The sequence below is a fragment of the Paraliomyxa miuraensis genome, from assembly GCF_026337845.1.
Taxonomy (GTDB): domain Bacteria; phylum Myxococcota_A; class Polyangia; order Nannocystales; family Nannocystaceae; genus Paraliomyxa; species Paraliomyxa miuraensis.
On record NZ_JAOVZF010000138.1, the window covers coordinates 59,473 to 72,728 of the forward strand.

The following is a 13,256-nucleotide window of genomic DNA, read 5'->3' on the forward strand; positions in this document are numbered from 1 at the left end:
CGCTTGGCCAAAGTTGGATTCAAGCGTCCACGAGGGCCGCCCCCGGGACCAGGTCGCGCACCGCCGCGATCTCGGCCTCGACCTCGGCGTGCGTCTTCATGCCCTCGCCCGAGCTGGCGATGATCGTGCCCGCGGCGTCGCGCAGGCGCCAGCGATACTCACCGGCCTTGTCGCGATAGACCTCGAACCGCGCGCCCTGCTTGCGCGCGCGGTGGTAGCGGTCGTGCGCCGCGTAGCGCTCTTCGATGTAGCGCGAGGCCTCGGCCTGGGTCTTGGGCACCGGCGGCGGCTTGCCCGAGTCCGGGTGTCCGTCGAGGTGCTGCAGCGTCGAGTAGACCCCCCGCAGCAGCGCCCCCGGCGGTGCCTGACCGGGAGCCGGGGCCTGTTCACCCGCGGCCTGCCCCGGCAGCGGCGGGCGCGGCAGGGTGAGCGGCGCATCGGTGCGGGGCGCGTCGAGCCCCGCGAGCGCGGCGGTGAACGGGTTGGCCGAGGCGTCGCGGCGGGTCAGGAACGAGGGCAGCCCCAGCACCTCCTTGAGCGTCGCGGCGATCGAGGTGTGCTGGTAGGTGGTGGAGTCCACGGTGCCCTTGGCGATCCACGGCGAGATCAACACCGTGGGCACCCGACACCCCAGGCGCTGGAACGAGAACCGGTAGTCGTCTTCGAGCAGGTAGCCGTTGCGCTCGGGGTCGGCCTTGGCCTGGGCCTCGTCGTAGGCCGTGGGCGAGCGCAGGCCATCGGGGTTGGGCACGCCCTCCGACGGCGGCAGCACGTGGTCGTAGAAGCCACCGTGCTCGTCGTAGGTGACGATGAGCAGGGTGTTGGTCCAGTTGGGGCTGCGGCGCAGCGCCTCGTAGACGTCGGCGACGAGGTGCTCGCCGTAGCGCACGTCCTGGGGCGCGTGCTGCGAGTTGGCGTGCTCCTGGTCGGTGTCGCTGTAGCGTGGGCACAAGAACGAGTACGTGGGCAGCCCGTCCTCGCGTTGAACGTCGGCGTAGAAGCGCGGCAACGTCAGCACGCGATCGGGCTGGCTCTTGAGCGCGGGGAACTGATTGGAGTCGCTCAAGTCCTGGTAGTAGAACGCCCACGTGTGCCCCTGCGCAGCCAGGTTCTCCTGGATGGTGCGGGCCTCGATGGGCTGGTCCCATACGTTGTGGGCAAAGCCGACCGAGGTGGCCGCATGCGTGAACAGCCGGTTGGGCTCGGTGGGCCCGGGCACCTCGGAGAACCATCGATCGCACACGCAGAACTCGGTCGCGAGCGTGTTGAGCGTGGGGAGCTGCTCGGGGGTGAAGGCCTCCATCGCCACCTGCACGTGCTCGGGCTTGGGGTCGGCGATCTTCTGTGCGTAGCGCAGCTCGGCGATGTAGCTCTTGACGAAGCCGTTGTTGGTCGGCGGGTCGCTGCCCGCATCGGACGCGGGGCGGTACTTCTGGCCGAAGAGCTGCTCGGTCGCGGCCGGGAACGAGTGCGAGGGCCCGCCGTTGTCGGCCTCGTGATCCTCGCTGGGGATGTCGAAGAACTGGGCCGGGGCCACCGTGTAGCGCTCACCGTCGTGCACGAGCGGATCGGCGTAGTTGTAGTGGCGTGGGTCGATCCGGCCGTCGTTGCCGAGCACGCCGTCGACGCCGGGCAGCATTCCCAGCATGTGGTCGAAGGAGCGGTTCTCGAGCATCAGCACGACGACGTGCTTCATGCGGGGCGCCACGCGTTCGACGAGCGCCTGACGGGTGGCCGACACGACGGGCGCGGGAGCGGAGAGCTCGGCCCACGCGTCGCGCCCCAGCCCCAGCCGCAGGAGATCGGTGCTGCGCCCGCCCGCATACCAGCCGTGGGTCCAGCCGTCGTCTCCGGCCAGGGTGGGCTCGGGGTGATCGTGCTTGGGGTAGCGCTCCTGCAGCCAGCGTCCGCGCCAGTGGGTGTAGAGCCGCGCGAACTCCACGAAGCACTGCTGCGCCAGGCGCTGGTCGCCCTGGATCACCAGCGAGTTCTCGTCGTTGTTCTGGCTCGAGTTGTTCGAGTAGTTGGCCGAGCCCGTCACCACCACGCACTGGGGCGTGTCCCAGTCGACCAGCAGCAGCTTGTGGTGGATGAGCGGCTCGTAGCCCTCACGCTTGAGCTCGGTCAGGAGCACCTGCTCCTCGGGCTCCTTCTCGATGTCGTCGAGCGGCTTGGCCGCCGAGACCACGCGTGGATCGTCGGCGAAGGCTTCGTCGTGGAGCAGGCGATCGCCGCTGCCCGCGTTGCCCTGGTACACGCGATCGGTCACGCCGAGCACCACCACGCCGTCGTCGCGTGTGCTCCCGTGGGCGAGGATCGACTCCACCACCTCCTTGGCCGTCATGCGGAACGTCGCGAAGGCGATGCTCGAGCGGGCCTCCTTGGCCAGCGCGGCGAAGCGATCGAGGTCTGGAGTATCGCCGCCGTGGTGCGGTGAGAAGTAGGCCTCGAGGTTGGGACCGAGCGTGGTCCCGTTGGCATCGGCTTCGCGCAGGCCGACGTTGTCATCGCGCAGGACTCGCTCGAAGTCGGCGAGGTACGCTTGGGCGAGCGCGGGGTCGCGGAGGATGACGCTGTGGTTGGACTGCGTGGAGATCCCCCCGCGGGTGAAGTTGGTGGAGCCGGTGAGCACCGCCTGGGCGCCACCCTTGGCATTGCCGAGGATCATGTACTTGTTGTGGCTGATCGCCACGTGCTGGCGCTGGTGCACCTCCACGCCAGCAGCGACCAGCGTCTTGTAGGCGGGGCCGTTGGGGCCCTCGTAGGGCCCCGAGATGGCGCCCTCCTCCTCGCCCCAGTCGAGCGAGATCCGGCAGCGCTTGCCGAGCTTGGCCAGCGCGGCGATCACCCGCGGGTGGTCGAGGTGGTAGGCGGCCACGTCGAGCTTGGCGCCCGGGTCCTGCACCGCCTCCTCGATGAATCCGACGATCGCGTCGTCGAGACCTCGGGCCAGCCAGCTCATCGCAGCCTCGTCGCCCTCCGGCTCGTGGCCCTCGCCAAACAGCCGCTCGTACTCCTGCGAGCTCGACAGCCCACGGTTGCACCACACGGCCGCGCCGGTGGGTGCGACATCGGGCTCGGTGCGAAGCGTCACCGTGACCGCGCTTGCCTGGTCGAGCACGAGCGCCTCGGGCGTGCCGCGGACGGGGACGACCGTGTACTCGAGCGCCGTATCCGGCGGCAGGCCGTGGCTGGTCCGATCGTCGGAGAGCCCGGGATCGTTCCACACCATCGACTGGATCGGCGCCTCGTTCGAGGGATGGAGCGCGCCCGCCTTGGTGGGCTGCCCCGCGAAGCGTAGCGTCGTGGGCAGCCAGGTCTTGGCGCCGCCGATGCTGCGCTCGATCGCAAAGCCGAGCAGTCCCTGGGCCTGCGCGCGAGGCCAGCCCATGATCAGCGTGACCACGTGGGTTCCACTCACCGCAACGACGGTACGTCCTTGCGTCGTCTGTCGTACTCTCATGGGGACCGCATCCCGTTCGAATATCGATCGACGCCACCCTCTCGCTGGACCAACCACGAGACGGCTCGAAGCGTCGGGTTCACATGCTATCGCAGTCAGCGTGGCCTCGATGGACGATCTGAAGAACGATCTGGTGAACCAAGGTCGAGCAGCGCTCTCCATGCTCGATCGAGCAGGTGGACGGTCGACGCAACTACGTTTGGACCCGTATCCCCGGTGTCGTCGAGATTTCGATCGCTTTCAGCCGAGGCGCCTTGCTAGCATCCGGCCGCATTCGTTGCGCAGGAGGAATCGAAATGAAGGATCGCGCTCATTGGCTGGGACTCGCCCTCGCTGGCTCGTTGCTGCTCCCGGGGTGTGGAAACAAGCCCGCCGAGCCCCCCAAGGGCGCCGAGAAGGGCAAGGACGCCAAGTCCCCCGATGCCAAGACCCCCGATGCCAAGTCGCCGGATGCCAAGACTCCGGACGCCAAGACGCCGGACACCAACACCCCCGATGGCGCCGGTGACCCGGCCGCGCTCGCGTTCCGCAACGCCGCCACCGATCCGCCGCCCGACTGGAAGGGTCCCACCTTCGCGCTCAGCAAGGACTACCCCGCCGAGCCGCCGGCGCCCTGCGCCAAGGAGGTCTGCACCTGGCTCGGGATCGACGTCGACTTCGGCTCGCCCGATGCCCCCGCCAAGTGGACGGAGGGCAAGTGGGCCGACTACATCGAGGCCATCAAGGCCTATGCAGCGCAGGGCCAGGATCCACAGCTCGCCAACGAGGTGGGCATTCGCGTGGAGGTCGACGGCCAGACCCGCTGGTACCACGTGCCGTGGATGGCCTACGACCCGAAGGTCGGCCGCGACTTCGTGCACGGCACCACCAACGAGCGTACCGCCTCGTTCGAAGACCTCATGGGCGGCGCGGCGGGGTCGGCCGTGCACGACGAGCTGCTCGAGGGCAAGTGCCAGGATGAGTGGAAGACCGGGTTCGAGACCTGGGCGGTGGGCGTGTACAACGAGTACGGCGGCTACGCGGTGGGCCAGGCGATTCCGGCCTCTGGCATCCCGCAGGCGGCCGAATACGAGGGACGCAAGGTCGCCGCGGGTACGCCCATGGCCGAGGGGACCGCGGTGGTGAAGTATCTGTTCACCGACGCTCCGCCCGACTGCGTGCCGTTCTTGCAGGGTTCGCCCGAGTGGCAGGTCGATCGGCACGTACGCACCGACGCTGGCCAGTATCTGTGCGAGCGCAAGGTGCAGACGGTGCGGCTGCTCCAGGTCGACGTGGCGGTGGTCGACGCGCGCTCGCCCACCCGCTGGGTCTACGGCACGTTCTCGTACGATGGCAACCAAAAGGGCGACACGGTGTGGGAGCGGCTGGTGCCGGTGGGCGTGATGTGGGGCAGCGATCCCACCAGCTTCCCCGCGGTGCCCAAGGAGGCGAGCAAGCCGATCCACGAGACGGTGCTCAACCCCGGCATGGACATCTACGAGCACTACGGCTGTACCGCGCTGCCCGACGATCCCGATGAGCTCGCGGGCCATCGGCTCAACGGGCCGGTCGACAACCCGGTCTCCGCCTGCATGGCCTGCCACGGGGCGGCGTTCGCCCCGGGGGAGATCGGCGCCACCCTGCAAGACGGCGTCAACGTGCCCACGCCGTGGGGCTCGGCCGATCTGTGCAATGCGACCGATCCGGCCGCGAGCGCCGCGTACTTCGCCAACTACCCGTTCCCGCAGCCGTACCCTGGCGGCAAGTTCGACGCGGCGCTGCCGCTCGACACCTCGCTGCAGCTCCAGGTGGCCTACGGGCAGTATGGGCAGTGGAAGACCGCGGGAGCGCCCGTGTCCTGCACGGATCCGAGCTGACGCCATGTCGGAAGAACGCGCCGGTCGTCGTGAATTCATGGCCAGGGCCGGCGCGGCCTCGGCCGTGGCTGGTCTCTCCCCCGGGCTGTCGGGCTGCGCCGAGGACGAGGCGCCGCCCGACGTGCAGACGCTCGAGCTCGTCACCGGATGGATCGAGAAGACCTTCGATGGCGAGCGCGTGCGCCTGCGGGCCTACGACGGGCAGGTCCCGGGGCCCACCATCACCACACGTCCGGGGCAGCTGCTCGAGATCGCCCTCGTCAACGAGCTCGACGACTACGCGGCCAAGTCGTGGACCCGCGCCGACACCTGGAACGGCGACCACAACGTCCCGCACCACCTGGGGACCACCAACCTGCACGTGCATGGGCTCGAGGTGCTGCCGCACCTGTTCGAGCCGCTGGGGACCGAGGATCCGGCCGCCTCGATGATCGCGGTGCCGCCGGAGGGCGGGGTCCAGGTCTATCCGTTCCAGATCCCCTCCGATCACCCTTCGGGCCTGTTCTGGTATCACCCCCACCATCACGGCTCCACCGTGGTGCAAGCGGTCAGCGGGATGGCGGGGCCGATCATCGTGGAGGGGCCGATCGACGAGGTGCCCGAGATCGCTGCCGCACGCGACGTGCTGGTGGCGGTGCAGGACATCGGGCTATTCCGCTCCGACGATCCCGACGATCCCGATGCGTGGGTCTACGAGCCCGTGCAGAACGCCATCTGGCAGTCCCTGGCCTCCGATCCGGCAGCAAGGGTCACGATCTACGACGCGTCGACCGGGATGGCCGAGCCAACCCCGCTCAACGGTGGGTTCACCACCGGCGACTATGCGCTGCGCTTCTACCTCGTGGACGGCGAGCCGTTCTATCGCGAGGAACACAACGACGGCACGACCGGCGAGTGTCCCGGCGGGGGCATGCCCTCGCAGAGCTGCCCCGTGGGCACCCAGCTCGGCGATGGCCTGCGGCTCAGCATCGCCCCCGGCGAGGTGGTGCGCCTGCGAATGCTCAACGGCTGCTCGGATCTCGTGATGCCGATGCACCTCGAGGGTCACGAGCTCCACCTCATCGCGCTGGACGGCGTCAACTTCACCGCACCGCGCACGATCACCACCCAGTATGCCGAGATCTGGGACGGTCGGGTCGACTACTCGAGCGCCGCGACCTCGCTCGTGCTCGCGCCGGCCAACCGCGCCGAGTTCCTCGTCAAGGGCGGGGCGCCGGGCACCTATCGCCTCGTCCAGCTCGCGCACGTCGATCAGCAATTCATGGCGGCCGACGAGAAGGTGGTGGCCACGATCACGGTGGAGGGCGAGCCCATGGACATGGCGCTGCCCACCGCGCTGCCCGAGCCCACGCGCCACTATCCGCTCATCACCCCCGGCGAGCTCGTCGACGACAGCTACGTGGTCGAGTTCGAGATGGCGTTCCCGGGGGTGCTCAATCCCACGGTCGGCCTCGACTTCATGATCGGCGAGCAGATCTACGCGGAGCACGAGACCACCAAGCAGGTCCGGCTCGGCACCGCCGAGCAGTGGACGCTACGCACGCACGACACGATGGAAGGCCATCCGTTCCACGTCCACGTCAACTCGTTCGAGGTGATCTCGATCGCGGGGGTGGACCAGCCGCCGGGCACCATCATGGACACGATCTGGGTGCCCAAGCCGCCCACCATGGACGGCGCCACCGAGGTGGTGATCCGCAGCCGCTACAAGCAGTGGTCGGGCAAGTCCGTCTACCACTGCCACATCCTTCCCCACGAGGACACGGGGATGATGAGGAACTTCCTGATCCTGCCATAGTCGCGGTGGAAGGGCTTCGCGGCGCTCCCCCGGGCCCGCGAAGCCGTCCCGATCCGCCACCGGGCTCGTGGGAGCGGGTGATCGGTGGTGGGCGTGGTGATCTCGATTTCGGGTGGTCGGGGGCGGTCGGGGTGCCGACGCCGTGCAGTTCGACGAGCAGCACCACGGGAAGCGAGCCGGTGCCACATGGAACCTCGAACTCGAGCCAGTATCACGTCTACTACGTGTACGATTCGGAAGAACCTGGGCTCGTGGTAGTGCTCGGTCGCAGACATCGACGAGGCCACGAGGGGAAGCAGCGTGACGGCCCAAACGAGCCAAAGCTCGAGCGCCACAACCGCTGGATTCTTCACACAATGGTGGAAAGTGCGCCTCGCGATGGAGCCGAGAGCGGTCATACACGAAAATCCCCAAGGGAAGTGCATGACCGTGATCGCCCCTCAATCTACTCCTTGTGTGAGGGAATCCATGGGAGTACTTTGATGGACGTGGGACGGGTGGCGATGCGGTGCACGGTGATCGTGCTCGTATCCTGCGACCCCACGCTCGAAATCGCGCGCGAGGGACACCCGCACGATGCAGCGTCCAGCCCGGCGGTGCCTTCGTCCGGACCCGAAGCCTCCTTGATCGCCGTTCCGCATTCCGTGGCATCCGAGACCGCTGCGCAGCAAGGCTACGCTGAAGCGCTCGCAGCAGAGCCTCCGCCGATGCAGGGCTCCACCGTGCTCGAGCTTCGCCTTACGCGGCTCCAACCCACGGTCGACGACTTGCAGGAGCGTCTCGAGGGCATGCTCGCGGCGATGGGCCTGGAGATCGAAGCCGGCGAGGCGGCGGCATGGGCTCGGCAAGCGCACACCACCGAGTCGAGCCCGGAGGGTCGGGCGAGCATCGCCGAGCTGCGGCCGGGGCTGGTCGTCACCTACGACGCATGGTTCGACGATCTGTCCGTGGTCGACACCACCCGCCTGGCCGAGGATGGGGGGCAACTCGATGTAGTGCCGTGGGGCGTGGCGAGCAACGCGATGGATGCACTGGCAACCCAGGGCGTCGTCGACGTGAGTCTTTCGTACGACGATGTGTCGATCTCCTACGTGCGCAGTGGAGTGAAGGGACCCGATGGTACGCACGACGAGTGGGTCGATGAGATCCGCTTCGAGGCCAATGGAACCCTCGATGGCACCGCGATTCTCGACGCGGGGGTGCGGGTCGGTGTCACGCCGAAGCAGCGGGTGTCGTCGTTGCGGGTCAATCGCATCGAGATCGAGCGACTCGAGCCGAGCTTCGTCGAAGCCTCCGAGGTGGACGTTCGTGACTCGTTTGCTGCTCACGTGGCCGGGACGACGCGCGCCAACGTCGAGTCCGTGCTCGTCTCGGCCCGGCGTCCAGCGTACATGCTCGACCCGGCAAGCCCCTCGGCAATCGTCGCGCCACGGTATATGATCGACTACACCATCACCGTGGGCACGGCCGAAGACGATCGCATGGTATCCCGCGCCAGGATGGCGTTCTTGTCCTTGATCAGCGCTCCACCGTCCGTGGAGCTGGAGCAGCCTTGATGCCACCGTTGCGCAGAGTCTGGATCCTGGTACCCGCTGCGCTCGTTGGCATCGACCTCGTGGCGTGCTCGGTACCGCAAGACAGCGGAGTAGGTCAGGGACCTACCAGCGGCGGCGGTGAAGCGCCGCCGGCCAGCACCGGTATGCTCGACTCCGAGGGCGACGGCGGCAGCGGGCTCGACGACACGCAGGGCGCCGAGGCTCCACCGCCACCCGCCAAATCGTACTTCATCGCGGAGTCCATGGACTTCACCGACAACGGCTGCGAGAACGCAGACGTCAACGAGGTGAGCGCCAGCTTGCGGGACGAGCTCGACGACGACGGCTGGGTGGGGACCCGGGTCACCGATGGCAACACACAGCCATCGGACTTCATCGATGCCAACAAGGAGCCCTTTGGACGGGATCACCTCGAGAGCGATGCCGTTTCGCTGGCGGTGTACGCGGGGCATGGTGAGATCGACAGGATCCAGTGGGGCACTCAGGACGACGATCCTGCCGTGGATACACCCCGGCATCGGTGTGGTGCGGAGTTCTCCGATGACGTCAGGCTGGGGTCGATGGCCGGTGGGTGGGCCAAGGCCGTAGCCCTGCTGACGAGCTGCAACGGCAGCCTCGAGTGCTACGAGACTAGCCTGGCGAGGAGCAGCGCGACGCAGATCTTCGCGTTCAACAACAGCCCCTTGCTCTGGGGCAATGCCTCGGGCCGCTTCTATCGCAAGAGCGATCACATGCCCAACCGCGATGCATGGATCATGGCCATGGACAATCGTCCGGGCCAGGGGAAGAATTCTCCGGTCGTCTACACGCGGGGGACGAGCGAGGAGCAGGCCCTCCAGATCCACCGGACCGCCCGCTTGCCGCAGATCGAGCAGATCCCAAGCGACCAGACGACGACCTGGTACGCGTACACATGGGTCGATCATGGTCTACACGGGCACTGCGGCGTGGTCCCGGAATGGTGTAGACCCGTCGATGACTAGACTCGCGAAAGGCACCCCATGAAACCCACTCCACCCCTCCTCGCGCTACTCACGGCAACGGCCATGCTCATGGGCTGCGACAGCAAGGGTGGATGCTTCCAGGTCGACCACCCCCCCGTGACCGACAAGGAGGCACTTCTGGTCATCGGGGTCACCTTCGGTGAGATGGTGACCGTGGTCGAGGGCGAGCGCTCTGGCCCATTGCAGTGGGAGTCGAGCGAGTCGTACGTCCGTGGATTGCCTCCGCCCGGGCAGACGCGGATCACCGTGACGGTGCACGAGCCGAGCATGGTTCAGGAGATCGATCAGGAGCAGGAGGAAGCTTCGAGATTTCCCTGGAAGAACGAGCGAATCGTCTGCTCCGACCGGGTCGATGCCGACCTCGAGATCGACCTGCGGACCGACGACGGAGCGCTCGACACGACCATCGTGGCCGGAGCGTCCTTCGACGAATTCGGCGAGGCCCAGATGACCGGTGTTCTGGAAGATCTCGACGCCCTGGGCTTGGATCCGGTCGACCCGAACGCCACGCTCCACGTCCAGCTCTCCTATGACTCCGATCGCTCCGCCGAGGGCGCGCTGGTGCTGCGCTCGGGCTCCTCGGACGGCAACGGAAGCGGCAGCGGCATGTCGGTCGAGCTGGCCACCTGGACGCTGGAGTAGCCTCCACGAGCCCGAGCTCGAACCATCAGAACCAGAACTGCCCCTGCAGGTGCACGCCCTGCGTGATGCAGGCGGCGTCGGCCAGGCCGAGGTCGCAGCGATAGCGCAGCTGCAGCTTGGCGTGGTTGCCCGCGAAGTAGAGGTTCATCCCGGGCTCGAGGGGCATGTGCGCCGAGGTCTCGCCCTCGAGCCGCATCGCTCCCACCCGCGCCACCACGTCGAAGCGCTTGCGAACCGCGTTGAGCGAGAGCGTGCCGTAGCCACCCCAGGCATCGCCCCGGCCGCCGTCCTGGAAGTAGTCGCCGCGCCAGAACACCTCGCCCAGGCCCACCAGGCGCCACCACTGGAGCGCCAGCTCGCCGCCCGCGGTCACCGTACGCAGGCGCGGGAGCATGATGATGGTCTCCTCCCCGGTCATGGGATCGACCATGGTGCCCGTGCGCGCGACCTCGTTGGTGGCCGCGCTGGCGCCGATCGCAAGGCGGAGGGGGAGGTTGCGATCGGTGGTGGAGGCGACCGTCTGATCGTAGGCGACCGGACCCAGCGGGTTGGCGACCACGCGGGCCGTGACGAGCGGCTGAGGGCTGCGCGGCGCCGAGAGCTCGAGGCCCTCGCCGTTGAGCACGCCCACGTAGTACTCGAGCCGCCCATCGAACGGCTGGCCGAGCACCGTCACGCCGATGTCGCGGTCGATGCGGAAGGCATCGAGCACGGCACCACGATCGAGCTGCGCCTGTAGCGGTAGGTTGGTGGGAAACGCACGGGTGAACCACGGCCGGTACTGCCCCACCAGCACCGAGAACGCCGGATGCAGGTTGACGGTGACGTTGGCATCGAGCAAGCGCACGTTGCCGGCGAACTCGGGCTGCAGCTGGAACAGCAGCCGCTGCCCAAACATGTGGCCCTGGAGCATGGTCCGGGCCAGGCGCAGGCTGAAGGCGTTGTCGAGGTCGCCGTCCTGATGGTCGACCGAGTAGCGCACCTGGCCCAACAGGCCCAGCGACAGCCCGAAGCGGCCGCTGGCCGACTCGAGCCCAAAGCCGTCGAGCGAGGCTCGCACGCGCCCGTCGGTGGCCTCGTTCGGATCGGGCACGGGGATCGGCTCGGCGGCGGGCGAAGGCTCGCCGAACTCGAGCGCCTCCACGGGCGCCGGCTCGCTCGCCGCCACATCACCGGAATCTGCGGGTGGCTCCGCGGCCATCGCGGTGACCTCCAGCCGCAAGGCCAGGAGGGTCCCGGCCGTGACCGCGAGCATGGGCTTCGAAACCAGGCGCATGCGTAGGCGGTGGAGGCTAACCCCCACGGCTCGATTGGCCAAGGCTCGCGCGGAGCCTCGGGATGCGCTAGCACCTACCTTCGCGATGCCCCACCGCATCGAGCTGCGAGCCCATCCCGATGTCGGGGACGACGACGCAGCGTTGCGTCGTGTCGCCGCGGCCCAGGCTCGGATCCCGGAGGCCGAGGTGGAGCGCGTCGTGGTGCGACGACGCTCCATCGATGCGCGCCGGGGGCGAGTGCACCTGCAGCTCGTGGTCGAGCTGTGGCGTCGAGGCGAGTCGATTCCCGCCGAGCGACGGCCCGAGCCGGTGGTGCTCCCGAGCCTTTGCGGGGAGCCCCCGGTGGTGATCGTGGGCGCGGGTCCGGCCGGGATGTTCTGCGCATGGGCGCTGGCGCAGCGCGGCGTGCGAGCGGTGGTGCTCGAGCGCGGCAAGTCGGTTCGCCCGCGTCGTCACGACCTGGCGGCCCTGGCCAAGCACGGCCGGCTCGACCCCGAGAGCAACTACTGCTTTGGTGAGGGCGGCGCGGGTACGTTCAGCGACGGCAAGCTCTACACCCGGGCCCACAAGCGCGGCGACGTGCATCGGGTGCTCGAGGCGTTCGTGGGCTACGGGGCTCCCCAGGAGATCCTGGTCGATGCGCGGCCCCACATCGGCACCAACCGGCTGCCCCGGGTCGTCACCTCGATGCGCGAGCACCTCGCCAGCGCGGGGGTGGAGCTGTGCTTCGAGCACCGGGTGGAGGGCCTTCGCACCGAAGCAGGGCGGGTCACGGGCGTACGCGTGAAGGGAGAGGTCGTGCGAGCGCGCGCGGTCGTGCTGGCGGTGGGCCACTCGGCGCGCGACGTGACGCGATGGTCCTCCGAGGCCGGCGTGCTGCTGTCCGCCAAGCCGTTTGCCGTGGGGGTGCGCCTCGAGCACCCACAGGCGCTCATCGATCAGCTGCAGTACGGCGCGCTCGCGGGCCACCGCGCGCTCGGGGCCGCGGCCTACCGCGTGGTGGAGCAGGCGGCGGGTGCGGGCGCGTTCTCGTTTTGCATGTGCCCCGGCGGCTTCATCGTGCCGGCCGCGACCGAGCCGGGGGGACAGGTGGTCAACGGCTGGAGCCCTTCGTCGCGAGGCGGACGCTTTGCCAACAGCGGGTTCGTGACCGAGGTCGGGCCGGCCCAGCTCGCCGCCGCCGGGCTCGATCCGAGCGACGTCCTTGCCGGGGTGGAGCTGCAGCGCCGCCTCGAGCGGGCCGCATTCGAGGCGGGCGGCGGTGCCTACGTGGCACCGGCCCAGCGCGTGGACGACCTCGTGGCCGGGCGCACGTCCACCGGCGCGCTGCCGCGGTGCAGCTATCCCCGCGGGCTGACGGCGGCTCCGCTGCACGAGCTGCTGGGAGGCCTGGCGATTCCGCTGCGCGAGGCACTACGAAGGATCGGCGAGCGCATGCCGGGGTTCGTCTCGAGCGAGGCGGTGGCGGTGGGCGTGGAGTCGCGGACCAGCGCGCCCGTGCGAACCGAGCGCGATCGGGAGACCTGCGAGTCGCCGGGGCTGCGCGGGCTGTTTCCTTGCGGCGAGGGAGCCGGGTTCGCCGGGGGGATCATGAGCGCCGCGCTCGATGGAATTCGGGTGGCCGAGGCGGTGGCGCGCTCGCTGGGCTGAGCGCGCGAGC

8 protein-coding genes are annotated in these 13,256 nt (G+C 68.8%); 6 read left to right on the forward strand and 2 right to left on the reverse strand.

All coding sequences use genetic code 11. From position 1 onward, the window contains the following. Positions 1–19 precede the first annotated feature (19 nt). The gene (locus OEB96_RS07185) at positions 20–3,421 is read right to left on the reverse strand and encodes an alkaline phosphatase family protein (protein ID WP_266214714.1); all 3,402 of its coding nucleotides are present in this window, start codon (positions 3,419–3,421) and stop codon (positions 20–22) included. Between the two features lie 338 nt (positions 3,422–3,759). Between OEB96_RS07185 and OEB96_RS07190 the strand changes: the two genes are divergently transcribed. From OEB96_RS07190 to OEB96_RS07210, 5 genes are all read left to right on the forward strand, one after another. Continuing rightward, positions 3,760–5,319 carry a hypothetical protein gene (locus OEB96_RS07190; RefSeq protein WP_266214715.1) on the forward strand — a complete coding sequence of 520 codons (1,560 nt, stop codon included), beginning with the start codon at positions 3,760–3,762 and terminating at the stop codon, positions 5,317–5,319. Positions 5,320–5,323: 4 nt separating this feature from the next. Continuing rightward, positions 5,324–7,117 carry a multicopper oxidase family protein gene (locus OEB96_RS07195; RefSeq protein WP_266214716.1) on the forward strand — a complete coding sequence of 598 codons (1,794 nt, stop codon included), beginning with the start codon at positions 5,324–5,326 and terminating at the stop codon, positions 7,115–7,117. Positions 7,118–7,824: 707 nt separating this feature from the next. Further along, a complete protein-coding gene (locus OEB96_RS07200) occupies positions 7,825–8,673 on the forward strand; it encodes a hypothetical protein (protein WP_266214717.1) in 849 nt (282 codons plus the stop codon). Continuing rightward, a complete protein-coding gene (locus tag OEB96_RS07205; RefSeq protein ID WP_266214718.1) occupies positions 8,670–9,656 on the forward strand; it encodes a hypothetical protein in 987 nt (328 codons plus the stop codon). Before OEB96_RS07200 ends, OEB96_RS07205 begins: the two co-directional genes overlap by 4 nt. 18 nt (positions 9,657–9,674) lie before the next feature. Then, complete coding sequence (locus OEB96_RS07210; protein ID WP_266214719.1) at positions 9,675–10,319, forward strand: hypothetical protein; 645 nt, start codon at positions 9,675–9,677, stop codon at positions 10,317–10,319. A 25-nt stretch (positions 10,320–10,344) separates the two neighbouring features. Here the strand turns inward: OEB96_RS07210 and OEB96_RS07215 are convergent, their stop codons facing one another. Further along, positions 10,345–11,595 carry a hypothetical protein gene (locus OEB96_RS07215; RefSeq protein WP_266214720.1) on the reverse strand — a complete coding sequence of 417 codons (1,251 nt, stop codon included), beginning with the start codon at positions 11,593–11,595 and terminating at the stop codon, positions 10,345–10,347. Positions 11,596–11,680: 85 nt separating this feature from the next. Between OEB96_RS07215 and OEB96_RS07220 the strand changes: the two genes are divergently transcribed. Then, positions 11,681–13,246 (forward strand): NAD(P)/FAD-dependent oxidoreductase, encoded by a 1,566-nt coding sequence (locus tag OEB96_RS07220; protein WP_266214721.1) that lies wholly within the window; start codon positions 11,681–11,683, stop codon positions 13,244–13,246. The last annotated feature ends 10 nt before the right edge of the window (positions 13,247–13,256 follow it).

Bases quoted from the DNA above. Each gene is read 5' to 3' on its own strand.
- OEB96_RS07220 (WP_266214721.1), top strand. From the start codon at position 11,681: ATGCCCCACCGCATCGAGCTGCGAGCCCATCCCGATGTCGGGGACGAC.
- OEB96_RS07200 (WP_266214717.1), top strand. From the start codon at position 7,825: ATGCAGGGCTCCACCGTGCTCGAGCTTCGCCTTACGCGGCTCCAACCC.
- OEB96_RS07215 (WP_266214720.1), bottom strand. From the start codon at position 11,595: ATGCGCCTGGTTTCGAAGCCCATGCTCGCGGTCACGGCCGGGACCCTC.
- OEB96_RS07195 (WP_266214716.1), top strand. From the start codon at position 5,324: ATGTCGGAAGAACGCGCCGGTCGTCGTGAATTCATGGCCAGGGCCGGC.
- OEB96_RS07210 (WP_266214719.1), top strand. From the start codon at position 9,675: ATGAAACCCACTCCACCCCTCCTCGCGCTACTCACGGCAACGGCCATG.
- OEB96_RS07190 (WP_266214715.1), top strand. From the start codon at position 3,760: ATGAAGGATCGCGCTCATTGGCTGGGACTCGCCCTCGCTGGCTCGTTG.